This is a genomic window from Limisphaera sp. 4302-co (assembly GCF_049537155.1).
In the GTDB taxonomy this organism is placed as follows: domain Bacteria; phylum Verrucomicrobiota; class Verrucomicrobiia; order Limisphaerales; family Limisphaeraceae; genus Limisphaera.
Map to the genome: position 1 here is coordinate 192,294 of NZ_JBMVQZ010000001.1, position 23,277 is coordinate 215,570.

The window sequence follows — 23,277 nt, forward strand, 5'->3', positions numbered from 1 at the left end:
ATCCTCGTGCGGGTGCACATCCCCTGCGGCCTACTCGCAACCCGGCGGCCAGAGGCATTGTCCGATGTCCGTCCGATAATAGCTGCCCGGACTGCGCAGACGCCGGATGTTCCGGTAGGCGCGGGCCACGGCCGTTTCCAAGGTGGTGCCGAACCCGATGACATCCGCCAGACGGTGTCCGGTGGCCCAGAGCCGGCCCTGTTCGTCCTGGCGCACCTCGTTCCACCAGAGATCGGCCTCCTCCTGCTCCAGGGGCTCGGTCAGCTCCACTGGCACTTCGGGACCGTTCAATTGGACATACGGATACCCGTAACCGGCCAGGGTGATCGAGCAACCGTACCGCCGTTCCGGAACTAGGCGCGGTTCCAGTTTCAGGTTTCGCGCCGCGCGATGCAAGGTTTCCCACGGATCGGCCAACATCCGCAGAAACATCGCTCCCGAGGTCACGCCGATTCGCACGTTGTACTCCAGAACCCACCACCGGTCCCGGGCACGTGCGGCGGTCACCTGGAGCGGGCCGTGAAAGCCCACCTCGCGCAACCAGGGCAACAGCGGGTGCACCAGCGACCGGGCCAGCCCGTAGCGGTCCTCCGGATCGGCCTCCACAATGCCGCCCAACGGCGCACCGGCCACGATCCCCAGGTTGCCCGTGAAGGCCCGTTTGTATTCTTGATTGGTGACCAGCGACCAGATCTCGCCCGCACTGACCAGCACGATGTGTCCGACCTCGGCCCGGCCCATGTACTTCTGCAGGAACAGGCCCTCGCGATCGTCCACCCGCTCCAACCAGGCCCGTGTGGCACCGGCACTCTCACAAACGATGGTGTGCACCGGACTGAACGGGCCGCACAGGGGATTCTTGATCACGTACGGGCCCGGATGGGCCTCCAGCCAGCTCAAGGCCTCGCGTCGGTCCCGGACGGCAACCGATCTCGGAAACGGGATGCCGAACCGCTCGCACAGTGCCCGGGCATAATCCCGCTCCCGTTCCAGGCGCAGCCCCTCGCCCGTGGGACACAACACCGGCACACCGGATCGGATCAGTTCCTCCGCCCACGGCGCGCGCGCCCAGTCAATGGACTGCGGGATCACCAGACCGACGTTTTCCCGCTGCAGCAGCGGCACGGGGCTGGGGAGTTCGTCGGCCGCGAAGGCAGGGCCGGCAAGCCGCGGCGGCCAATGACCGTAGTCCCGCGTCAGGTACGTGAGCACCCGGACACCGTTGTCGCGCAATATCGTGGCCGTGCTCTGGGCAAAACTGCCCACGCCCAGCACCAGGGCACAGCGATCCTGTTCATGTTGGGTTGGCGCCGCGTCGGTCATAACGAACCCTCGCCGCTGTCCTTGACTGCCCCGCAGACTTCCCGTCCCGCGCCCACGGGTCAAGCCCGCCCCGGCCCGGACACATCGATCCTGCCGGCCAGAGGGGCAGGCTCCTCCCGGTCGGTCCGGCTGTACGCCTCGGAAAGATGCAATCGCGCCGGTCCTTTGCCGGGTCGGGATCCGGGTTGTTGGAACGCGGCTTTTTGGGGAAACTGACCCTGTGAGATCGCGCGCAAGGAACAGGTTCGGGTGCATGCCACGGTTCGTCGGAGTCTCTGCCGTGGCGGGCGTGGCAGTTTGTCTGGCGGCCGGCCCGGGCTGTGCTACTCGCCTGCCGGAACGGGACCTGGCCCGGTATGAGTTTGCCCGGCCCGAGATGGGGATGGAATTCCGGATGGTCCTCTATGCGCCGAGCGAAGCCGCGGCGAGAGAGGCGGCCAGTGCAGTCTTCGCCCGGGTGCGACAGCTCAACGGGATCCTCAGCGATTATGAAGAGGACAGTGAATTGACCCTCCTGAACCGCAGCGCCGGCAGCGGGCGCTGGGTGCAGGTGAGCACCGAGCTGTGGGAGGTGCTGCAGTACGCGCAGCAGATGGCCGCCCGCACGGATGGTGCCTTCGATGTCACGGTGGGGCCGGTCGTGCAATTGTGGCGCCGCGCCCGCCGGCAGAGGGAACTGCCGGATCCGGTCCGGCTGGAACGGGCACGAGCGGCGGTGGGCTGGGGCGGCGTGGAGCTTGATCGTTCCCGACGCGCCGTGCGGCTGGCCAAGCCGGGCATGCGGCTCGACCTCGGCGGGTTGGCCAAGGGTTTTGTCCTGGACGAAGCCCTCGACACGCTGCGCGCGCTTGGGGTCCGCCGGGCCATGGTGGAGGCGGGCGGTGACCTGGCGGTGGGCGAACCGCCGCCGGGGCGCCCGGGTTGGCGGGTCCGCCTCACGGATTTGAAGCCCGCCGATTCCGGTGCAGACGCATCCGTCGTCCTGCGGGAACGAGCGTTGGCGACGTCCGGAGACCTGTACCAGTACGTCGAGCTGGGCGGGGTTCGGTATTCCCACATTGTGGATCCGCGGACCGGCGTCGGGCTGACCAACCGGAGTCTGGTGTTCGTGATCGCCAGACGCGGGATGACCGCGGACGCGCTCTCCACGGCGGTCAGTGTGTTGGGGCCCGTTGCGGGCCTCTGCCTGGTCGAAAGCGTACCGGGAGCGGCGGCGCGGGTCGTGGAGGCAGGGGCAGACGGAATTTGTACTTGGGAGACCCGGCATTGGTGCCGATACATGGAAGGGATTGTGGCCGATCCTGATGCGGGGGCCGGCCGACCGTTTGAACCGGAAAGGGAGTTCCGGCGTGTGCTTCGAGTTGCCGCGCCGGGGCCCCGTGGATAGCCTTGGCAAGGCGGGTCCTGTCCCTCAGATCGAAGAAGTGGTTCGGCTCTGCGGGCAGGGCACCCCCGGGTCTACTGGTCGGGGCGGCGCCAAGTGGAGGATGAAGAAGATTCTGGTCATAGACGACGAACCCGGCCTGCGGGAAATGGTCAACGCGGTGTTGACCCGGCGAGGGTACGCGGTGATCGAGGCACCCGACGGGCGGGAGGGGGTGGAATTGGCGCGCCAGCAACACCCGGACCTGATCCTGTGCGACATCAACATGCAGCACATGAACGGGTATCTGACCCTGGCGGCGCTGCGCGACGATCCCGCCACCGCTGCCATTCCGTTCATCCTCATGACCGGATACGCCGACCCGGCCGGGATGCGCCACGGGATGGAACTGGGCGCGGACGACTACCTGCCCAAGCCGTTCACCCCCGAGCAGTTGCATGCCGCGGTGGAGGCCCGCCTCCGGAAGGCGCAGCAAATCCGCGAGGCCGCCGAACGCAAACTGGCCGACCTGCGCGACAGCATCAGCCTGGCCCTCCCCCACGAACTGCGTACGCCATTGAACGGCATCCTCGCCTATGCCGAACTCCTGGCGACCGACGCGGAGTCCCTGCAACCGGAAGAGGTGGCCGAGATGGGGCAGGTGATCCTCGAATCGGGGCGGCGACTGACCCGCCTGGTGGAGAATTTCCTGATCTACGCGCAATTGGAACTGCTGAGTGCCGATTCGGACCGGATGGCCGCACTGCGGCAGAAGCAAACGCCGCATGCCCGCGAGGTGGTGGAGGCGCGGGCGCGCGAGGTGGCGGCGCAGGCCGGGCGTCCGGCGGATTTGCAGCTCCGGCTGCAGCCGGTGACGGTGCCCATGGCCGAGGAGTACCTGGCCCGCATGGTGGAGGAACTGGCCGGGAACGCGTTCAAGTTCTCGCCGGCGGGGACCCCGGTGGAAGTGGAGCTGGGCCGGGATGCCACCGGCATCCGGCTCCGCGTCCGGGATCACGGGTGCGGTATGACGCCCGAACAACTCTCGCGCATGGGCGCCTACGTGCAGTTCAACCGGAAGGTGCGCGAGCAACAAGGGCTCGGGCTGGGCCTGACCATCTGCCGGCGGTTGGCCGAGGTGCATGGCGGCGGTCTGTCGCTGGATAGCCGGCCGGAGCGGGGTACGGTGGTGACCGTGCTTTGGCCGGAGAGCGGGCCATCCGGAGCCGCTGGTTGATTCGGGTGGAGGAGGCCGGCTTCTCTCCGCGGGTTCGTGTCGCGGACCGGCCGGACTAGCGGACGGGTGCCGGAGCGTGATGATTGGCGCGGCGGACGATCTCTTCGAGTGCATCCTGATGTTCTTCCAGCGAGGCCACCAGCCGGAACTGCGTCCGGCACCGGTCGAGGTTGTGACCCGGGCGGTGGATGCGGAAGTAGGTGTCGCCGAGCAGATAATCGGTGAGGAACCGCAGGCCGGTCTCGAACGTGATCAATTTCCCCGCCGGCACCAGCAACTCGCGCTCCGCCGGGGTCAGGAACGAACCGGCGCTCCCCAGGTACCCTTGGACCAGCTTTTCGAAGAGCGGCAGACTGACCCGGACACGGCTCAGATCGCGTTCGTCCTCGGCAGTGGGGCTGGTGACGGTGCGGACCATGTCGCCGAAATCGTACAGCACGCTGCCGGTCATCACCGTGTCCAGATCCACCACAGCCAGCGCGCGGTTCGTTCGTTCGTCCAGCAGGACGTTGTTGAACTTGGTGTCGTTGTGGGTGATCCGCTCCGGGATGCGTCCGGACGCCAGGGCGTCGAGGACCACGCCGGCGAGCGGTTCATGCCGGAGCGCGAATTCAATCTCCGCCCGGGCGTGGCGGGCCCGGTTGAGAGGGTCCCTCTGCACCGCCTCGGCGAACGCCGCGAAACGCTTCCGGGTGTGGTGAAAGTCCGGGATGGTATCGTGCAGGCGGGGCCCGGGCAGATCCGCCAACAGGGCCTGGAATTCGCCGAAAGCGCGACCGGCCTCCCAGGCGAGGTCGGGATCGGTGACCGCCTGGCAGGAGCGGACCCCTTCGATGCAGACGTAGGTGCGCCAGTACTCGCCATCGTCGTCCACGTAATGCGAGCGGCCGTCCCGCGTGGGCACGATGGTCAGGCAGCGCCGGCTGATGTCGCTTTCACCGCGTTCCTCCAGCTTCCGGCGCAGATGAGCGCACACACGCTCCAGATTCGTCATCACCGCCCCGGGATCGCGGAACACACGCCGGTTGATCTTTTGATGCACGTACCGGACCCGCGCGCCGCCCTGGTTGTAGGTGGCGATGTAGGTCCGGTTGATGTGGCCGATCCCGCATGGCTCGGCGTGCACCAGGTCGCCGTGGACCTGAAACTGCCGGGTGACCCGCAGCAACGTTCCGAGTTCGGCGTCGCGCTCGATCATGGGCCAGACCAAACTGCAAAACGCCCCGGTCCCGGGCAACGGCAAAGCATGGCTTCCGTTCGCGCGGCTTCGCACGGCTCGAGTTTCCGGACTTGACTGCGGGGCCCGGAAAGAGTCGCGTGACGACCGGACGGCCGGTGGCCGCCGGTGGCCGGCCCGCTTGTCACCACCATGGAAGCAAAGGAACGCATCGCCTGGGCGGAGGAGATTGAACGGCACCTGTTCGGGCACATCCTGCCCTTTTGGGCCGGACCCGCCGTGGACCGGGAGGCCGGTGGTTTTCACGGGTGGCTCTCGGTCACGGGTGAACCGGATCCCACCCGGCCCCGCGGCCTGGTGCAGAACACGCGCATCCTGTGGACGTTTGCCGCGGTGACCGACCTGCGCCAGGAAGCCGAATTCCACGCACTGGCGGACCGGGCGCTGGAATGGGTTCGCGACCGGTTCTGGGATGCCGACTACAGGGGCGGGTACTGGCACTTGGATCGTTCCGGCCGCGTTCGCAACGATACCAAGCAGGTGTACGGGCAGGCATTCGGGGTTTACGCCCTGGCACAGTATCACCTGGCCTTTGGCGCACCGGAGGTTCTGGACCGGGCCCGCTCTTGGTACCGGACGGTGGACTCCCGGGCGCGAGATGCGGGACACGGCGGCTATGGCGAGGCCTTCGTGCGTGACTGGTCCCGACCCGCGCCATCGCTGGTGGGGGGAAGCCACCTGGGCACTGTCAAATCGATGAACACCCACCTCCATGTCCTGGAGGCCTGGGCCACGCTGTACTGCGCCTGGCCGGACGAAGACCTGCGCCGGCGCGTGCGGGAGCTGCTGGAGCTTTTCCTGGACAGGATCGTGGACCCTTCCACGCATCACCTGCGGGCCTTTTTCCGGCCCGACTGGCAGCCGGTGGGCGACGCCAGCTACACATACGGACACGACATCGAGGCGGCCTGGCTGCTGTGCGAGGCTGCGGAGGCGCTGGGCGAACCGGATCTGAAGCGCCGCGTCGAGCGCACGGCCGTGCAGATGGCCGGGGCGGTCCTGGCCGAGGCGATGGCCCCCGACGGGGGCGTGGCCTACGAAGGCAGGGATGGCAAAGTGACCCGGACGGATCGCGACTGGTGGGTTCAGGCCGAGGCATTGGTCGGTTTTCTGCACGCCTGGCGGTTGACCGGTCGCGAGAGGTTTCTGCAGGCCGCCCGGCGGGTTTGGGAATTCATCCAAACCCGGGTGGCCGACCCGGTGCACGGGGACTGGTTCTGGCGCGTAAACGAACAGGGTCAGCCGGATCGGTCCCTCCCGAAGTCCAGCGAGTGGAAGGCTCCCTACCACTCTGCGCGGGCCTGTCTGGAGGCCATCCGGCGGTTGCGCGATTGAGGCAGGGCGGGGCCCTGTCGTGCGTTTTGATGACATGACATCGGCCGTTTTACGGCCGAGACTGGGGTCGCAACATCGTTGGACGAAACCCATGGCGGCCATGCATACCATGAAAGCGCGAGCATGGATCGGTGCGGCCCTGTGTCTGGCGGCCGGGGGCCTGCAGGCCCAACCTCAATTGTTGTTCACCTTCGATTCGGACGTCGAAGGCTTCCAGAACGTGGTACGGAAGGCGGACGCGCCTGCCGGATGGGGCGGTGGCGCCACCATCCAGCAGAACCATACCGCCGGCGGATGGCAAAACTTGTTGACCAAGGAGTTTTCGTGGGGACCGGGCGGCGGCGTGGAGAACCAGCAACTGGCCATGCAAGAGCTGGCCAACCTGGGTGACCTGGCTCGAATCAGCTTTGACGTCATGGTGGACGGCGGCAGTTTTCCGCCGAACACCTCGGGTTGGTTCCAGCTCACCATCGTGGGCAACAGCGATGGAGCCGCCGGTTGGACCCAGCGCGAGAACCAGTTCACCGTCACGGGCTGGCACGACGCCAGCGACAACAATCTTTACACCCTGCACATCGACCAGCCGTTTTCGTGGCTGGGCTGGGAGCCCGGAGACACATGGTTCCAGTTGTGGACCGGCGCCAACTCCCCCGACAACATGCCGGTGAACTTCTATTTCGACAACGTGCGCTTGTACGCAGTGCCCGAGCCCGACGCGCTGGCTTTGCTGCTGGGTGGCGGCTTGATGCTTTGGTTCCGCAGGCGAGGGTAGGGAAACAGGGTTGGTCGTCGGGTTGAAAACCCAACGACACGGGCCGTTCCTTAGCGTGGAACGGCCCGTTTTCCTTTTCCGGCCGGTGACCTGGATCCAGAGCCCCATGCGCGGCCCCCGGATTCGGGCGCGCACGACCATGGGATCGGGCCGGGCGACATTCGCACGGCCGCTGCGCCCGGCAGGCCGACCCGGCAGGCCGGGCCCGGGTTGAAAGAGAACTCCAAGCAGCCGGCTCTTCGTATCGGGCGCGGGATCCCGATCCGTCCGCATCAGAACCGGCGATCCAGGGGGAGGGCTTCGGCCAGTCGGCGCAGGTACTCGTCGCGCGGGATTTCCACGGCGCCCAGAAGTCGGGTCACGGGAGTCAGCATCTGCGTGTCAAACAGCACGAAGCCGCGGCCGCGCAGGTGCTCCAGCAGGTGGACAAGCGCCACCTTGGAGGCGTCGCTGACACGGTGGAACATGGATTCACCGGCGAAGAAGCCGCCGATGGCCACGCCGTAGACGCCGCCCACCAATGCGTGGCCCTGCCAGACCTCCACGCTGTGGGCGTGACCGAGCTCGTGCAGACGCGTGTAGGCCTGGATGAAGGCCGGTGTGACCCAACTTTCCTCGCGGCCGGGGGCCGGTTGGGCACAACCCTCCATCACGGCGCGAAAGGCGCGGTCGTATGTGATGCGGAACGGGTTCTTGCGCAGCAGACGGCGCAGGCTGCGGGGGATGTGGACGCGATCGAACTCAAAGATGGCGCGCGGGTCGGGCGACCACCAGGTGATGGGGTTGTCCGTCCAGGGAAAGATGCCCGATCGATAGGCCAGAAGCAGGCGTTGCGGGGAGAAATCTCCGCCGATGGCCACCAGCCCGTCTGCGTCGGCCAGACGGGGGTCGGGAAACCACAGCCGGTGGCTGAGCAGGGCGGGCACGTGCGGGGATGCGCGCATGGCAGGAACGATGCCGCGGGCGCATCACGCCTGCGGGGGAGGTTCGTGCAGTTGTTGGAGCAGGCTCATCTCGAACCAGCCGGCCAGTTCCATGGTGGCCAGTGCATGGGCGCGCTCGGGGTCCCGCGGCAGTTCCTGGGGCAACGGATCCGGGCTGCCCAGGGCGATCCAGCTGCCCACGCGGACGTCGTTGAGCACCTGCAGCAGCATTTCGACCTCGCCCGGCCGGAGTTGGAGTTTCCAGCCATGCCCGTGCCGCTGGAGGGTGTCCGGCTGGCGCATCCACTGCCGGATCTGCCGGCGCGTGGCCTGGCGCTGTTCCGCCAGTGCCTCGTCGAGCAGTTGTTGGATGCTGGTGCCGTCGGGCGTTTCCGGGGTCAGCGCCCGGTGCCGTGCGTGGGCCGGCGGCACGCAGGGGTAGGCCTCGAGCAGTTCGGCCAGCACCGCTCGTTCGGTGGGGGTGAGGTAAAAACTGAACCGATCGCCGTCCGCCTCGAGGAGTTTCATTCGGCGCGTTCGAGGGTGGCGTGGAGGTTGTAGCTCTGGAGCTGGTGGACGTAGTGCTCCGCCTTCTCCAACGTTTCGCGGGTCAGAACGCTGCGTCCCTGATGATGCACCTGGAGCATGTGGTACTCGGCCTTGTGCCGGGGCCAGCCGAAGACCCGCTGGAAGACGTGGGTGACGTAGTCCATGTAATTGACCGGATCGTTCCAACAGACCACCAACCAGCCCGGGTCGGTCTCCGGGGCGGGACGGTCGGAGACGTCCGGTGTGGGTTGCACCTTTTCGGTCGTGTCGGTTGCGTGGCTCATCGGGGAAACGATAAAACCGGGTAGGCGGGTTGTCGAGGTGCGCCCCCGCCGCTCATGGTTCGTGCAGCGGCTGGAGGAAATCCACCCCCAGCAGACAGACGTCGTCTTCGAATTGTGCCGTTCCGGAGAAGCTGCGCACCTCCGCCAGGAGGGCGTCGAAGAGGTCGGGTGTGGGCTCCTGCAACCGGGCCCGGACGGCCTCCTCGAGTTGTTCGGTGGAGTAGAGTTCCTGGCTGGCGTTGTGGACCTCGTAGAGGCCGTCGGTGTAGAGCATCACCAGGTCGGACGGGGCAAGGGTGATTTCAGCGTTCTGGTAGGCGACGGTTTCGATGAGACCCAGGGCGGGCTGGGGCCGTGGCGTGGGCCGCGGCAGGGGGGTCACCTCGCCGGTGCTGCGGCGCACGTGGAACGGTCGGGGATGACCGGCGTTGGCGTATCGGAGCACGCCGGTGACGGCGTTGGCCACAAGGCAACAGGCCGTGGTCAGGATGCTGGCGTCGGCGTGGCGAAGAATGCTCAGCAGCTCCTGATTGAGTCGGGTCAGCAGCGCTCCCGGATCCCGGGCCAGGGGTTTGAGCTCTTCCAACAAGGCCCGGATCACTGCGGTTACCAGGGCCGACCGGACCCCGTGCCCCGCCACGTCGCAGAGAAAGACGGACGCCTCCGTCTCGGACAGGGCGGCCACGTGGTAAAAATCGCCGCCGACCTCGCCGGTGGGCAGGTAACGCTGCGTGAAGGCAAAGGCGCCGTGCCCCGGCCCGGCCTCCGGCGGGAAGACCGGCGCGTGCTGGGGCAGGAGGCACATCTGAATCTCGCGGGCCATCCGGAGTTCCTCCGCCATTTGCGCGTTCTTCCGCTGGAGCTCGGCCTGACTGCGGGCCAGTTCCTCGTTGGCCTGGCGGATGCGTTGTTCGGCCAGGCGCTGTTCGGTGATGTCCCAGAAGATGCCCTGCAGCCCGATGATCTGGTTGTGAGCACCGCGCAGGGGGGTCTTCACGACCTGCACATACAGTGTGCGGCCGTCCGGCAGGCGATGTTCCTCCACCAAATTCAGGGTCTGGCCGGTGGCTATGACCCGGGCATCGTCACGCTGATACTTGCTGGCCAGTTCGGGCGGGTAGAAATCGAAGTCGGTCTTGCCCAGAATCGCCTCCAACGGTCTGCCCAGGGTGCGGCAGAACTGTTGATTGGCGAAGGTGAAGCGGCCCTGGATGTCTTTGCGGAAAATGTTCTGCGGGAGCGTCTCGACCAGCGAGTGGTAGAGGGCCTCCGAGTTCCGGAGGCGCTCCTCGGCCGCGCGCCGTTCGGTGATGTCGCGAACGGTCCCCTCGTAGTAGAGCAGTTTGCCGGAGGCATCCCGCACCGCGCGGCAGTTCTCGCTGATCCAGATGATCCGGCCATCCCGCCGGAAGACCGGCGACTCGAAATTGGTCAGCACGTCGTGCTGCTCCATCAAACGCATGAATTCCTCGCGCCGGCCGGGCTGGACGTAAAGGGTGGAACCGATGTCGGTGATGGACCGCATGAGCTCTTCCGGACTGGAATAGCCGTAGATGCGGGCCAGGGCCTTGTTGGCCATGAGGTACCGTCCCTCCGGGGTGGTGCGAAAGATGCCCTCGGTGAGGTGATCGAAGACCTCGCGGTACCGGGCCTCGGCGTCCAGAAGGGCCATCTCGGCGGCGTGCCGCTCCATGGCGTAGCGGATGGAACGGCGCAGCCAGCGGACGTCCAACTGCGATTTCACCAGGTAATCCTGGGCGCCGGCGTGCACCGCTTCGACGGCCAGGGCCTCCTCGTCGGCACTGCCCAGCACCACCACCGGCACGCGGGGGGCCGCGCCCTTCAGCAGAGGCAGGTTGCCCAGGCCGGCTCCGTCCGGCAGGCCGAACTCCAGCAACACCACGTCGAACGGTTCTTTGCCCAACCGTTGGACCGCCTCCGCCAGCGACGGCACAAGCACGACCTCCGGCGCAGTCTCCCAAGCCTGCCGAAGTTGGGTGACCAACGTTTCGGCAGTGACCGCGTCGTGTTCGACGACCAGGATCCGTAGCGGTCGTTCGGGCATCGAAGAATCTCTCCTCCCACCGCGCCGGCCGCAGGCGAAAAGGGTCTGCGACCAGCCGCGACGAAACATGTCAGGTCGGAGGAATGAACGCAAGCGGGGGCGGTCGCACGCAGCGGACCTCCCGAGGGCCGGTCGAGACCGCGTCGGCAACCATCACTCGGCGATGCAGAGCACCCGCGGATGGCGACCCAGGTCCAGGACCATTTCGGAAGCCTGGCTGAACGTCTGCAGCAGGGTCGGGTCTGCCATCGGATCGTGCACGTGGATTTGTGAGTGAGTCCGGTCGAAGTGAACCGTCACCCGGTCGGTACCGTGAACCCGTTCGTTCCAAAGGATCAGGATCCAGACGCCATCGGGGCGGTGGAGCAGGAGATCGTGCAGCGTGGAGGGTGCGGGATCCGCTCGATAAGCCGGCGGGCGCGGTTGCGGATCCGATGCGGCGGGTCCGGCCGGTTGCAACAACCCGGTCAAACGGTGCAGATACCACGCCGCCGGCCGGGGCGTGTAATCGGGCCGGTAAAACCCGAACCGCTGGTTCCCCGCCTCGTCCGTTCGATCCCGCAAGAGATAAACGGCGGTGTGACGCCAGCCGCGTTTGAACTGGGCCAGGTACATCGTCAGCAGGTGCCAGCCGTGGATTTCCTCGTCCACTTCGCCGCCCACGGTCACTCCGGTTTCGGTGGTGACGCGGGGGAGTCGTTCGAGCGCCTCGGGTGGGTGGCCGGCAAAGCCCTTCAGCCAGGTGCGACCGAAATTCTTGTAGAGGCCGTCCACGGGACAGGCCGGAGACGGATCGGCGGCCTTCCAGGTCTTGTTGTCTTCCAGCCGCGGGGCGGCCGGGTGATAGATGTAGTTGTGCACGTTGGCAAAATCCGCAAAACGTGTCCCTGCGGGCAGGAGGGTGCCGGCGCCGGGTGGAATGGTGAGATATTGCAGCCCGGCATTGTCCGTCTGCGCGCCGGGTTCCGACACGGTCCAGACGGGAAAGCGCCTCAACACGGGATCGGCCTTCACGGCTCGATAGAGATCGCGCTGGAGCAGGGCAACGGGCACCCAGGAATTCGTACCGCCGCCCTTGCGTCCCTGGTAGGTGACCGGCCAGTTGTTGGGTTCGTTGTTGCCCTCCAGTGCCAGAAGCGCGCCGGCTTCGGCGAGTTTGCGCGCCCCGGTCAGCAAACGGTCAAGGTCGTTGCCACCGCTGAGCAGGCCGTAACTGAACCGCACGCCGGTCAGGCGGTGCAGCTCCAGCAGATCGCCCACGGACACGCCGCTTTCGTAGCCGGAGCGGACCCAGCGCAGTCCGAGAAAACGCAGCGCCTCGGCCGTCCGATCCAGCCGTTCCCCGCGGCGTGAGACGGCGCTGACCACGCCAAGCGAGTCCAGGAACGCCTCGGTGCCGGCGACGGGGGGAGGTTCGCCCGCGCAAGGAGTGCGTCCTGACGCCAACAGCAGGAGCAGGGCGGCTCCGTGGGAGGGAAGGCGACACCGGCCGGTGGCGGGTGGGCGGAACCCTGACCGGGCGACCCCGGCCGGCACCGTTTCCCCGGGCGATCCTGTGGCGGGCGTTGCCGATTGCATCCCGCGGATAGGAGGACCCAACTGCATGGCGGGTTGCAACTGTGCGGCTTGGCGCTGCAAAAGTCCATGACGGATGGCAGGGGCCCGCCAGGCCGGCGCGCCGACCCGCTTGGGCGAATCGAATCACCTTGCCCGGGCCGCCCGGGGCGGTATCGTTGGCTTGAAAACAACGGCACATGAGAGGGAGGACGCATCGGCGGGGTGCTTGGGCCATGTGTGCCGCCTGGTGGGCGGGCACCATGGCCGCGATGGCGGCCACGGTGGGCCTGATCCGGATTGACGGTCCCATCGGGCCCGCCACGGCCAGCTACATCGAGCGCGCCATCGGCGAGGCGCAGGAGGCCGGGGACGAATGTCTGGTCGTGCAGTTGGACACGCCCGGCGGGTTGCTGGAGTCCACCAAGGAGATCGTTCAAGCCTTCTACGCGTCGAAGGTTCCCGTGGTCGTTTATGTGGCGCCGGAGGGCGCCAATGCCGGAAGCGCGGGCTGTTTCATCACCCTGGCGGCCCACGTGGCTGCGATGGCACCCAACACGAGCATCGGGGCGGCTCATCCGGTGGCGCTCAACCCGATGGGCGGGGGACAGCAAACCGACGACGTCATGAAGCAGAAGCTGGAGAACTTCGCGGCCAGCTACATCGAAGCCATTGCCCGGAAACGGGGACGCAACGTGGAATGGGCCCGCGCCGCCGTCCGGGAAAGTGCCTCCATCACCTCCGAAAAGGCGCGGGAACTGAACGTCATCGAGATCATTGCCAGGGACCTGGCAGATCTGCTGCAGCAGTTGGACGGGCGCAGCGTGGAAGGGCGCACGTTGGAAACGGCCGGTGCGGAGGTCCGGGAAATCCCGATGATCCTCCGGGAACGCTTGTTTCAGCGGCTCTGGCGGCCGGAGGTGATCTTCATCCTGATGCTGGTGGCCATTTACGGCATCATCGGTGAACTGAGCAATCCCGGGGCGATCTTCCCCGGGGTGGTCGGGGCGATCGCCCTGATTCTGGTCTTGTACATGGCGTCGGTGCTGCCCATCAATTTGGCAGGCGTGGCGTTGATCGTGCTGGCGGTGATTCTGTTCATAGCCGACGTGTTTGCCCCCTCCCACGGGGTGCTGACGGTCGGGGGTGTGGTCTCGTTTCTGCTGGGGTCCCTGATGTTGTTCAAGGGGGTGGAACCCGGTTTTCGCCTCTCGTGGGCCTATATCCTCCCGGGGGCGGTGGTCACGACGGCCTTTTTCGTATGGGTGGTGGCCAAGGGCCTTCGCGCGCAATGGTTACCCGTGCGGGTGGGCCGCGAGAGCATGATCGGTCTGCAAACCACGGCGCTCACCCCCATTGACGCACATGGTGGAAGGGTGTTCGTGGAGGGCGAGTACTGGAACGCCGTCAGCGACGAACCGGTACAGGAAGGCGCCCGTGTGGAGGTGGTGGCCGTGGAGGGTTTGACCTTGAAGGTCCGGCCGCTCCCCGGCCAGAAACCGGTGTGAGCCGTCGCCAGCACGGGTTTTTCGACTCTGCTCGGAAGAAAGGAGAACAGACATGGAAAAGCTCATCCTGCAACTGTTGAACCTGGGATCGTGGGTGGTGCCCATCATCATTGTGGGCGCCCTGGCCCTGCCGCAGATGTTCCGCGTGCTCCGCGAGTACGAGCGGGGCGTGATCTTTCGGCTCGGCAAGCTGATCGGCGCCAAGGGGCCGGGCCTGGTGATCCTGATCCCCATCATCGATCGCATGGTCAAGATGGACCTGCGCGTGGTGACGATTGACGTGGCCCGCCAGGAGATCATGACGCGTGACAACGTGCCCGTGACGGTGGACGCCGTCCTGTACTTCCGGGTGGTGGACCCGGTGGCGGCGGTGGTCAAGGTGGAGAATTTTTGGAAGGCAACCGCGCTGCTCGGCCAGACCACACTGCGCAGCGTGCTGGGGCAGGCCGAGCTGGATGAACTGCTCGCCCACCGAGAAAAGATCAACCAGAAACTCCAGGAAATCATTGACCGCCAGACGGATCCCTGGGGAGTCAAGGTGACCGCCGTGGAGGTCAAGGACGTGGCGCTGCCCGACGGCATGAAACGCGCCATGGCCAAACAGGCCGAGGCGGAGCGGGAACGGCGGGCCAAGATCGTCAACGCCGAAGGCGAGTTCCAAGCGGCCGAGAAAATGGTCCAGGCCGCGCAGATGATTGCCAAGGAACCGATCGCGCTCCAGCTGCGCTATCTGCAGACCATGCGGGAGATCGCCAGCGAGCACAGCACCACCACGTTTGTGCCGCTGCCGCTGGAACTCTTCAACGTCTTCAACCAACGCAAGAGCGGCGGCTGAACACCCGCAGCCCCGGAGCCGCCTTTCCAACCGCGCCCGGCGCCGCGGCGAAAAAGCGCCGGGCCGGCAGGGGCGGTTGCAAAGTTCCGTGCGCTGGTGGAAACTCTGGGAGGCAACGGGAGGAAGGGGAACCATGCCGCTCTACGAGTACGAATTGTGCGAAGGCGACTGCGCGGTTTGCGGGGGCCGCTTCACGCTCATGCGGCCGGTGAACGCGCCGGAGCTGACGCGTTGTCCGGCCTGCAAGCGGCCGGTGCGGAAGGTCATCAGCACCTTCAACACGCCCCAGAAACTCAAGCCGCTCTCGATCTCCGACGCCAAAAAAGCCGGCTTTACCGTCTTCAAACGGATTGGCAAGGGCGAATACGAACGCCAGTAAGGGTGGGCAGATCGCCTATTGCAGGCCGGCCCGGCGCAACAGCTCCCGCCAGGCGGCCTCGCGGGTCTTCCAGAGGCAGGCGAGCGTCAGGGCCAGCGGCGCCACCAGAAAGAACATCCAGAGCGGCGCCTCCAATCGGAGCAGCAACAGGCCGTATCGTTCCGCCGGCGCCGGGAGGGAGTCGGCCTGTGCCAGAACCCGTACCATCAGCCAGACCAGCCCCCCCAGCACGAAGATCACACGGTTCACGTGACAGAGGCCACGTACCTCATGGGTCAGGCGGGGATCTTCGAAAGACGCGGCCGCCGCAGGCAGGAACCGATTGACCTCGATGAGGAGCCACCACCCCGCCACGCCGGTGATTCCGGTCATCAGGGTGAACCACGGATGATCGGGCAAGCGCGCGTGCCAGTAGAGGAACGGGCTCAAGCCCCACAGCAACAGTGCCAGGGAACGACTGCGCCGGAGCGAGCCATCCCAGGAGCTGCCCGGGTTGAAGGAGGATGGAAGGCGCAGCGTGCAGAGATAGAGCCAGCCGGTGACGGCAACCGCCGGCCAGGGCCCCAGGCTCCAGAAACCGATCTGCCGGGCCGTCTGCACGCAAACCACCATGCCCAGCGGCAGGGCCCAAGCCAGACCGGCCAAACCCTGGATCAACCCCGGCAGGGCCCGGGCCGGAAGTTGGGAAGGGGCGTGGGACACGTCCATCTGTGACCGGGTTGCCGGGGAGACCGGCCGCGTTCCGGGCCGGTCGGGTCCTCAAAAAGACAGATAGGTGTACTCGCGGAGGCCCCGCTCGTATTCATCCAGCAACCGCATGGCTTCGGAGGGTTTCATGCGGTCGGACCGGATGGCCTCGTCCACCTGGGCCTTCATCTGGCGTTTGAGTTCGTTCTCGTCGTACTGCACGGCTGCCAGGGATTGCACGATGGTTGTGCCCTCGATGATCTCCTCGATGTAGTAGCCGGCCGGCTCGTCGGGGTCGAGGAACACGTGCACCTCGTTGACGCGGCCGAACAGGTTGTGCAGATCGCCCATGATGTCCTGGTAGGCGCCCATGAGGAAAAAGCCGAGGTAATAGGGCTCCACGGCGCCCGGCCGGCCGTTGCCATTGTTGCGGCGTTGCAGCGCGTGCAGAGGGAGGGTGTCCCGGACGTCCTCCAGATCGATGAACTGGTTGACCTGCCCGTCCGAATCACAGGTGATGTCCACCAGCGTGGCCTCGCGTGTGGGCGGCTCGTTCAGCCGGCTGATGGGCATGATGGGGAACAGATGCCCGAGCGCCCAGTGATCCAGCAGGGACTGGAACACCGAAAAGTTGCAGAGGTACTGATCGCTCAAACTGTCCTCGAGTTTGCGGATTTCCTCGGGAACGTGCGGGCGCCCCTTGTAATGGGCCACCACGGCGCGGCTGATGTCCCAGTAGAGCGTCTCGATCTTCGCCTTGTCGGGCAGGTCCATCAGGCCAAGGATGAACATGTGATGGGCGTCTTCGCGCCGTTCCTGGGCGTCGTGGTAGGCCTCCAGCTTGTTCAGTCGCTCCAGGTTTTGCCGGATGTCGAGCAATTCGTGCACCAGGGGATGCTCCTTTTCGCCGAATTCGAACCGCGCCTCCGGGGGGCACTTCTCGATGGACCCGAACACTTCGACGACCAGCACGCTGTGATGGGCCACAATGGCCCGGCCGCTCTCGCTGATGATATCCGGGTGCGGCACCCCCTCGGCGTCGCACACGTCGGCGATGTAGTACACCACGTCGTTCGTATACTCCTGCAGGGTGTAGTTGGTGGAGCTCTCGAAGGTGGAACGGCTCCCGTCGTAGTCCACGCCCAGACCGCCGCCGACGTCAAGGTACTGCAACGGGAATCCCATCTTGCGGAGTTTGGCGTAGTAGCGGGCCGCCTCCTGCACGGCCCGTTTGATGGTGAGGATGTCCGTCACCTGGGAACCGATGTGAAAGTGAATCAGTTTCAGGCAGTGGGCGAGCCCTTCGGACCGGAGGATCTCGCACGCGGCCAGGATCTCGGCGGTGCTGAGACCGAACTTGGCGTTTTCACCGCCGCTGCCTGCCCAGCGGCCGGATCCCTTGGCCAGCAGCCGGACCCGCAGCCCGATGATCGGCTCCACGCCGGCCTGCCGTGACTGGGCGATGATGTGGCGGAGCTCCTCGAGCTTTTCGACCACCAGGATCACCGTCTTGCCAAGCTTGGTCCCCAGCAGGGCCATCCGGATGAAACCGGCGTCCTTGTACCCGTTGCAGACGATCAGACTGCCCACCGCCGGCTGCAAGGCCAGACCGGCGTACAACTCGGGTTTGCTGCCCACCTCGAGGCCGAAGTCGTACGGGCGCCCCGCGTCGAGGATCTCCTCCACCACCTCCCGCAACTGGTTGACCTTCACCGGAAAGACCCCGCGGTAACGTCCCTGATAGTTGAACTCATGGATGGATTGTTGGAAGGCCTTGTTGAGGGCCTCGACCCGGTGCCGCAGGATGTCCTGAAAACGAATCAACAACGGGAACTTCAGCCCCCGTGCGCGTGCTTCTTCAACCACGTCGGTCAGGTCCACCGTGGCACCCGCCTCCTGGAGGGGGCGGACCACGACGTGCCCCTCCTCGTTGATGTCGAAGTACTTCGCGCCCCAACGATCAATGTGATAGAGCTCCCGGGCTCGGGCGATGTCCCAGGACTGCCTTGCATCGGTCGGCTGGCTCATTTGGTCGTCTCGCTCAAAAATGGCTGGCACTATAGAAGGATGTCTTGGGAAAGCAATCCAGAGCGCAGTTGAGCGGTTCCCTCAATGATTGCCGAGGCGTTGAGCCGGGCGATCGGCAAACAGCCGGTGCGCCTCCCGCAGGATGTCCGGAACCCGATCGGCGAACGGGCTGCCGGCCAGGCAGGGACCCAGATCCACCTCGTCCACCCGCGCGGCATTCTGCCCGGGGAACCAGTGGTCGGCCTGGCCCAAAAGGTTGTAACGCATGCGCGCCCAGGCGAGCAGATCCAGCGGCTTGGCATAGGTCCAAAGGCGGAGGATTTCCAGGATGTTGATCTGGCCGGGCACCTCGGTGTACTCGGGGATGCCCTCGAACCAGCGGGCGCACCAGTCGGCGCCCAGCTCGTTTTTCATCACGGCCCGAAGCCTGGCCTCGATCGGCGCGATGACCTCCGCAGCGCGGGGCAGGTGTTGCAGCGCCTCCACGTGCTCGTCGAAATCGGCAGGGCGCGCCACCCCGCAACTGAGCGTGTGGACCTCCGGGCGCGCCAGACAGTACAGGTCGTTGAATTGCATGGGCGTCAGCGGCGCGCAAAGGGCCCGCATCCGGGCCGAGGCGTCGTAGAGTTTGCCCCCCTTGTCGTTGGGACTGATGATGAACACCCCCATGTCGTGCTCGGCCGCGGCGCGTACCGCCGGCCAGGTCAGCGGATTGACGAAGTACCAGTGCAGGTTGACGTAGTCGAACTCGCCCGTCTCAATTGTTTCCACAATCAGGTCGGTGGGTGCGTGGGTGGAGAAACCGATGAACCGGACGCGGCCCTCTCGCTGGAGCTGGCGGGCGGCAGCCAGGCAACCGCGTGGTCGCATGGTCCACTCGAACAACTGCCGGTTGTTGATCCCGTGGATGGCCAGCAGATCCACGTAATCCAGGCCAAGGTTGCGCAGCGAGGTGTCGAAGTCCCGCAGGAACAGTTCGGCCGACGCCCGGGGAGCCACCTTGGTCTGAACCAGGATCCGGTCACGCGGCAGTCGGGGCAGGATCCGGCCCAACTGCAGTTCGGAAGTGCCGTACCCGCGGGCCGTTTCGAAGTGGACAATCCCCAGTTCGTACGCCCGCCAGACACACGCCTCCAGGTTCCGCTGATTCTCCGCGGGGATGCCCGGCGCATCGGCATCCTTCCAGGAATGTTGGAAGCGCATGCCACCGCAGGAAAGCACGGGCATGGACAAACCGGTGCGGCCAAAGCGGCGGTAAAACATCGTGTGGACCCGGATCAAACAGCCCGTGAGACGGTACGGCGGCCTGCGGTCAGATAGTTGAGGTACGTGATCAGCCTGGAGCGGAGCTGAGGTCGCGGGACGATGGCGTCAATCAAACCATGTTCCAGGAGGAATTCGGCGGTCTGAAAACCGGGCGGCAGCTCGCTTTGCGTGGTGTCCTTGATGACCCGCGGACCGGCAAAGCCGATCATGGCGCCGGGCTCGGCCAGGATGAGATCGCCCACACTGGCGAAGCTGGCCATGACACCTGCGGTGGTCGGATGGGTCAGCACGCTGATGAAGGGGAGGCGGGCCCGCGCGTGGTACGCCAGGGCGCCGCAGGTCTTGGCCATCTGCATGAGACTGAAAAGGCCCTCGTACATCCGGGCCCCGCCGCTGCTGGAGATCAGGATCACCGGCAGTTCGCGGTCCGTGCACACCTCCACCAAGCGGGTCACCTTTTCCCCCACCACCGAGCCCATGGACCCGCCCAGAAAACCGAAGTCCATCACGCCCAGGCCGCAATAATGAGGGCCGATCCGACACAGTCCCGTCACGATGGCGTCCTTCAGCCCGGTGGCCCGTTGGTACTCGTCCAATTTGGCGGTGTAACTGGCCACTCCCGTGAACCCCAACACGTCCACGCTCACCAGATCGGCGTCCATCTCCTCGAACGTGCAGGTCTCGACCAGCGAGTGGATCCGCTCGCGGGCGCTCATCGGGAAATGATGGCCGCACTTGGGACAGACCTTGAGGTTCTCGTCCAGTTCCTTGTCGAAGACCATCACCGCGCATTTCGGGCATTTGGTCCACAAGCCTTCGGGAATGTCCCGTTTGCGCGAGCGCCCGGCCAGCTTCGGCTTCTTCACGAAGGACGTGCCCGGATCGGACGCCGGAGCCGGCGCCGCCTGCGGTGCACCGGCCGGCGCGGTGCCGGATGTGCGCGTGGACGAGGTGTCTGTCATGGACGCTTTCGGTTTTGCTTTTGACACGACGCTGGGATCCTCGCGTTTGGCGGCATTCTAACGGATCAAAGCCCGCGTGCAACTGTCCAAACACACACCTCCGCCGCGCCTGCCTGACGCAGCACCCCTGCACAGGCTCCGGTGGTGGCGCCGGTGGTGAACACGTCGTCCACCAAAACCAGCCGGCGCCCGCGCACCACCGCACCCGCGCGAAGCTGGAAGGCCCGCCGCACGTTGCGCAGCCGCTCGTCGCGACTCAGCAGGGCCTGCATCTTGGTGGGGCGCACCCGCCGCAACCAGCCGGTTTCGAGTGGAAGACCGGTGGCCCGTGCCAGGTGGCGCGCCAGGCGGGCGGCCTGGTTGAACTCGCGCTCCCGTTCCCGCACCGGATGCAACGGCACGGGCACGATGGCGTCCCATCCCCCCTCCCGTACGGCGTCGGCGGCCGCCCGCACCAGCAGCCGTGCCAGGAAAGGCTCGAACCAGAGTGCGCCCTGATACTTGTAACGGTGGATCGCCTCGAGGACGGGGCCTTCGGCCACCACGGCCGCCCGCGCCGTGGAGAACGGCAGATCGCGCCCGCGACAGTTGGCGCACTCGAACTGCACGGTGGCCTCGCCCGGGATCGGCAACCCGCAACGTTCGCACCAGGGCGGACGCAGCGGCTGCACCAGCCTGCGACACCGCCGTCCCACCCATCCCCAGCGCGGCGTGGCCGGTTCGCTCCGGCACAACTGGCACACTCGCGGATACAGCAACCCCCACCACGCCTCCCACCACCGACGCCACCGACGCGAAATCAAACTCCGGGCAAAGGGGTCCGGCGCGACTCGAATCCATCCGGCCTGGGCCAAATCCGGATCCATGAGACCTGGCACGGGTTCCGGCCGTAGCGTTCCACACCGGCGGGATTTCCTCAAGTTTACTCGATCGGCCCCTATCGATCATCTGGCGGCTTGGAGAGATGCCAGAGAGCGTGCCGATGCGCCGGAGCCGGGCCGATGGGCCCCGCCGTTGACACTCCGGGGGCGTTTGTTAGCGTCGCGTTGTGCGGAGCCCGGCTGCGAAAGAAAACCGTCCTTCCGACTGGCGCACCCGGTTGTGGGCGGCATGGAGCGGCGCCACGTTGGGCGCGGGCGCTTCCGAATCGCGCTGGCTCCAAGCAGTGCGCTTCTGCGGCGCCGTCCTGCGTGAATTCAATCGCAACCGCGGTTTCGTCCGCGCAGCAGCCCTGTCCTATGCCACGCTGCTTTCGCTGGTGCCGCTCCTGGCCCTGGTGCTCGGGGTCACCAGCACCCTGCTCAAAGGACGCAGCGAGGCGCAAATCGAGGCGTTCGTGGACCGGCTGGTTCAGGCGGTCATGCCCCCGGCCACCTCCACCAACCTTCCACCGGCATTGCAGGCGGAGTTCTGGACGACCGAGCTGCATGCCCGGTGGTGGGCGCCGGGGCTGACGCTGGCGTTGCCCGGCCAGTCGCGGCCGGATGGGACCGCCCCGCCGGACCAGCATGCCTCGGAACCGCCGGACAAGGAGACCACGGCGGCCGCGGGGTCCGCAGGCCGGCCCGAAGTGGCGCCCACGACGGCGCAGGACCTGCGCCGCGTGGTGGCCCAGAGGCTGCGCGAGTTCATTCAACACACCCGCAGTGCGGAGCTGGGCGTCACCGGCAGCATTGCGTTGTTGCTGATGGCGATTCTGCTGCTGGCCAGGGTGGAGAACACCATGAACGACATCTGGGGTGTGCCGGAGGGGCGGCCGTGGTTCATGCGGGTGGTGCTCTACTGGGCCTGCCTCACACTCGCACCGCTGTTGGTGGTGGGTGCGGTGGCGCTGGCCTCCGGACCCTACTGGGAAACCCCCCGGGAGTGGCTGGCCCGCATGCCGTTGGTGGGCGGCCTGTTGTTCCGCGCGTTGCCCCTGCTGCTGCTCTGGATGCTGTTTGCCGGACTCTACCGCCTGGTGCCCAACACGCGGGTCGAATGGTCTGCGGCACTGGTGGGGGGCGGGTTCGCCGCTTTGTTGTGGCACCTGAACAACCTGCTGAACGTGCTCTACGTCTCCCGCGTGGTCACGAACTTCAAGATCTACGGAAGCCTGGGACTGGTGCCGGTCTTCATGGTCGGTCTGTACATTGCCTGGGTGATCGTGCTGCTGGGCGCGCAGGTATCGTACACATGGCAGCACCGCGTTCACGCGGCGCAGGCGCACCTGACCGTCCAGTTGGACCAGCGCGGCCGTGAGCTGCTGGCGCTCCGGTTGATGGCCGAGGTGGGACGCGCCTTCCAGAACGCCGAAAGACCCCCTTCCGTGGAAGACCTCTCCGTCGCTTCCGGTGCCGTGCCCCGGCTCTGCCTGGACGTGCTGGACCGGTTGAAGGGGGCAGGGCTGGTTTTGGAGCTGGTCGGGGAGCCGCCCGCCTACATGCCGGCGCGCCCCTTGGAGAGCATCACCCTCCACGACGTTTTACGGGCCATGCGAAGTCGAAACGGAACGGATTGGGACGGCGCAGAGTCGGACCCCACCCGCGAGGTGTGGAGTCAGTACGCCCGCGTCCTGGCTGCGGAGGAACAGGTGGCCTCCGCCGTCACCTTGCGCGAACTCGTGGCCCGGATGAGAGCGTACCCGCAGGTGACCGCGCCGGAGACCGGGCAGTTGCACGCTGCGGCCACCGTCTGCACAGCCGCCTCCCCGGCACCTGCGCAGCCGCGCGCATGGGTCGAACAAACAGCAGAGCCCGGCCCAACCGGCCCGGGGGGAGAATCCCCGGACAAACCGGCTGGGACACAGCCCCAGCCCGCGGAATCCGGGGAGACACCTTCTGGCGCGGCCGGGGCGGCTCCGCTTGAAGGTTCCCGCTTTCCTCGTGAAGGCACCCGGCGGGAGACCGCGCCTGCGAGCGATCCCGATTTTCCCTTGTAAACCGCCGCCGGCTCGCCAGAACGGGGCTACCGACCGCCCGGACCGGTTTC

Annotated in this window: 20 protein-coding genes; 8 read left to right on the forward strand and 12 right to left on the reverse strand. The window is 66.4% G+C overall.

Annotated elements, in window-relative coordinates:
* Positions 1-30: 30 nt before the first annotated feature.
* Positions 31-1,323, reverse strand: coding sequence for a phosphoribosylglycinamide synthetase C domain-containing protein (locus tag ACPDIX_RS00695; RefSeq protein ID WP_423429844.1), 1,293 nt, complete (start codon positions 1,321-1,323; stop codon positions 31-33).
* A gap of 253 nt (positions 1,324-1,576) precedes the next feature.
* On the opposite strand from ACPDIX_RS00695, the gene ACPDIX_RS00700 reads away from it, so the two are divergent.
* Together ACPDIX_RS00700 and ACPDIX_RS00705 are read left to right on the forward strand one after the other, a co-directional pair.
* Entirely contained in the window at positions 1,577-2,710 is a 1,134-nt protein-coding gene (locus ACPDIX_RS00700) for an FAD:protein FMN transferase (RefSeq protein WP_423429845.1), read from the forward strand.
* 100 nt (positions 2,711-2,810) lie between these two features.
* A complete protein-coding gene (locus tag ACPDIX_RS00705; protein WP_423429846.1) occupies positions 2,811-3,923 on the forward strand; it encodes a response regulator in 1,113 nt (370 codons plus the stop codon).
* 55 nt (positions 3,924-3,978) lie between these two features.
* Here the strand turns inward: ACPDIX_RS00705 and ACPDIX_RS00710 are convergent, their stop codons facing one another.
* Positions 3,979-5,121, reverse strand: coding sequence for a phosphotransferase enzyme family protein (locus ACPDIX_RS00710; protein ID WP_423429847.1), 1,143 nt, complete (start codon positions 5,119-5,121; stop codon positions 3,979-3,981).
* A 171-nt stretch (positions 5,122-5,292) separates the two neighbouring features.
* Here ACPDIX_RS00710 and ACPDIX_RS00715 point away from each other — a divergent pair, with 171 nt between their 5' ends.
* Both ACPDIX_RS00715 and ACPDIX_RS00720 read left to right on the forward strand, forming a co-directional pair.
* Positions 5,293-6,495, forward strand: a complete 1,203-nt coding sequence (locus ACPDIX_RS00715; RefSeq protein WP_423429848.1) for an AGE family epimerase/isomerase — start codon at positions 5,293-5,295, stop codon at positions 6,493-6,495.
* Between the two features lie 109 nt (positions 6,496-6,604).
* Positions 6,605-7,267 carry a PEP-CTERM sorting domain-containing protein gene (locus tag ACPDIX_RS00720; RefSeq protein WP_423429849.1) on the forward strand — a complete coding sequence of 221 codons (663 nt, stop codon included), beginning with the start codon at positions 6,605-6,607 and terminating at the stop codon, positions 7,265-7,267.
* Positions 7,268-7,539: 272 nt separating this feature from the next.
* Here ACPDIX_RS00720 and aat read toward each other — a convergent pair whose 3' ends face one another.
* From aat to ACPDIX_RS00745, 5 genes are all read right to left on the reverse strand, one after another.
* A complete protein-coding gene (gene aat / locus ACPDIX_RS00725; RefSeq protein ID WP_423429850.1) occupies positions 7,540-8,211 on the reverse strand; it encodes a leucyl/phenylalanyl-tRNA--protein transferase in 672 nt (223 codons plus the stop codon).
* 24 nt (positions 8,212-8,235) lie between these two features.
* A complete protein-coding gene (locus tag ACPDIX_RS00730; RefSeq protein ID WP_423429851.1) occupies positions 8,236-8,718 on the reverse strand; it encodes a hypothetical protein in 483 nt (160 codons plus the stop codon).
* Positions 8,715-9,023, reverse strand: coding sequence for an ATP-dependent Clp protease adapter ClpS (clpS, locus tag ACPDIX_RS00735; RefSeq protein ID WP_423429852.1), 309 nt, complete (start codon positions 9,021-9,023; stop codon positions 8,715-8,717). Before clpS ends, ACPDIX_RS00730 begins: the two co-directional genes overlap by 4 nt.
* 52 nt (positions 9,024-9,075) lie before the next feature.
* Complete coding sequence (locus tag ACPDIX_RS00740; protein WP_423429853.1) at positions 9,076-11,088, reverse strand: SpoIIE family protein phosphatase; 2,013 nt, start codon at positions 11,086-11,088, stop codon at positions 9,076-9,078.
* A gap of 153 nt (positions 11,089-11,241) precedes the next feature.
* Complete coding sequence (locus ACPDIX_RS00745) at positions 11,242-12,456, reverse strand: glycosyl hydrolase (RefSeq protein WP_423429854.1); 1,215 nt, start codon at positions 12,454-12,456, stop codon at positions 11,242-11,244.
* 422 nt (positions 12,457-12,878) lie between these two features.
* Between ACPDIX_RS00745 and ACPDIX_RS00750 the strand changes: the two genes are divergently transcribed.
* The 3 genes from ACPDIX_RS00750 (at position 12,879) to ACPDIX_RS00760 (ending at position 15,364) form a co-directional block, all read left to right on the forward strand.
* Positions 12,879-14,150: an NfeD family protein gene (locus ACPDIX_RS00750; RefSeq protein ID WP_423429855.1), complete on the forward strand. Its 1,272-nt coding sequence runs from the start codon at positions 12,879-12,881 to the stop codon at positions 14,148-14,150.
* 52 nt (positions 14,151-14,202) lie between these two features.
* Entirely contained in the window at positions 14,203-14,985 is a 783-nt protein-coding gene (locus ACPDIX_RS00755) for an SPFH domain-containing protein (RefSeq protein WP_423429856.1), read from the forward strand.
* Between the two features lie 133 nt (positions 14,986-15,118).
* Complete coding sequence (locus ACPDIX_RS00760; protein WP_423429857.1) at positions 15,119-15,364, forward strand: FmdB family zinc ribbon protein; 246 nt, start codon at positions 15,119-15,121, stop codon at positions 15,362-15,364.
* Between the two features lie 15 nt (positions 15,365-15,379).
* Here the strand turns inward: ACPDIX_RS00760 and ACPDIX_RS00765 are convergent, their stop codons facing one another.
* The 5 genes from ACPDIX_RS00765 to ACPDIX_RS00785 all read right to left on the reverse strand — a co-directional run bounded on the left by ACPDIX_RS00765 (position 15,380) and on the right by ACPDIX_RS00785 (position 21,173).
* Positions 15,380-16,072: a hypothetical protein gene (locus ACPDIX_RS00765; RefSeq protein ID WP_423429858.1), complete on the reverse strand. Its 693-nt coding sequence runs from the start codon at positions 16,070-16,072 to the stop codon at positions 15,380-15,382.
* Positions 16,073-16,123: 51 nt separating this feature from the next.
* On the reverse strand, positions 16,124-18,079 hold the full coding sequence (speA, locus tag ACPDIX_RS00770; protein WP_423429859.1) for a biosynthetic arginine decarboxylase: 1,956 nt from the start codon (positions 18,077-18,079) through the stop codon (positions 16,124-16,126).
* Positions 18,080-18,160: 81 nt separating this feature from the next.
* The gene (locus ACPDIX_RS00775; protein ID WP_423429860.1) at positions 18,161-19,342 is read right to left on the reverse strand and encodes an aldo/keto reductase; all 1,182 of its coding nucleotides are present in this window, start codon (positions 19,340-19,342) and stop codon (positions 18,161-18,163) included.
* A 14-nt stretch (positions 19,343-19,356) separates the two neighbouring features.
* The gene (gene accD, locus ACPDIX_RS00780) at positions 19,357-20,307 is read right to left on the reverse strand and encodes an acetyl-CoA carboxylase, carboxyltransferase subunit beta (protein WP_423429861.1); all 951 of its coding nucleotides are present in this window, start codon (positions 20,305-20,307) and stop codon (positions 19,357-19,359) included.
* A gap of 65 nt (positions 20,308-20,372) precedes the next feature.
* Positions 20,373-21,173 carry a ComF family protein gene (locus tag ACPDIX_RS00785; RefSeq protein WP_423429862.1) on the reverse strand — a complete coding sequence of 267 codons (801 nt, stop codon included), beginning with the start codon at positions 21,171-21,173 and terminating at the stop codon, positions 20,373-20,375.
* 182 nt (positions 21,174-21,355) lie between these two features.
* On the opposite strand from ACPDIX_RS00785, the gene ACPDIX_RS00790 reads away from it, so the two are divergent.
* Positions 21,356-23,227, forward strand: a complete 1,872-nt coding sequence (locus ACPDIX_RS00790) for a YhjD/YihY/BrkB family envelope integrity protein (RefSeq protein WP_423429863.1) — start codon at positions 21,356-21,358, stop codon at positions 23,225-23,227.
* Positions 23,228-23,277 lie beyond the last annotated feature (50 nt).